Annotated in this window: 1 pseudogene; it reads right to left on the bottom strand. The window is 59.6% G+C overall.

Annotated features, from left to right (window positions below):
• A pseudogene (locus tag CAG33_RS28045) lies at nucleotides 1-405 on the bottom strand (hypothetical protein); the annotation flags it as partial.
• Between the last annotated feature and the right edge of the window lie 144 nt (nucleotides 406-549).

Raw genomic sequence — 549 nt, 5'->3', positions numbered from 1 at the left:
CCAGGGGACGATCCAGTATTCGCCGTTGTCGCGGGGCACGCAGACTTCGCGGCGCTGGCGGTTGAAGCGGACGGGCAAGGGGACTTCGCGGAGGAGGCCTTGAATGAGGAACAGTGCTGGAATACCGGTGATGATCCCTCCACCAACTAGAGCAAACATACTGAGATCTGGTGCGATGTTCCGAAATCCATAGGCCATGGCCAAAAACAACATCACCATCGGCCAAAGCACCATCACCGCCGAGCCAATGCTGTAGTTGCCTATGTCAATAAAGACATCGTTCTTGCGCCAGATGGTATTGAGCACGTCACAGGGCTTTCTACCGGTAGGGATCGGCAACGGCGCCAGATAGTCATTGCGCGAAAACATCCCTTTTTTCGTGGTGCCGGCCGTTGGCGTGCTCATCGTTTGTCCTTGGGTTGCAGGTAAATGGCGCCGGGGTGACCGTCCCCGAGCGGGTAGTTCGGCACGCGATCCAGCTCGGGGGTCGGGTCGCCCCGCAGCGCGACGACGCCGGTGTCGTTGTTCAGGGTAAACGCCAGCCCCCGC

It is taken from the genome of Pseudomonas sp. B3(2017) (assembly GCF_002113595.1).
Taxonomy (GTDB): Bacteria; Pseudomonadota; Gammaproteobacteria; order Pseudomonadales; family Pseudomonadaceae; genus Aquipseudomonas; species Aquipseudomonas ekonensis.
Note: the sequence above shows the minus strand (reverse complement) of the source record. Positions and strands in the feature narration are given on the sequence as shown.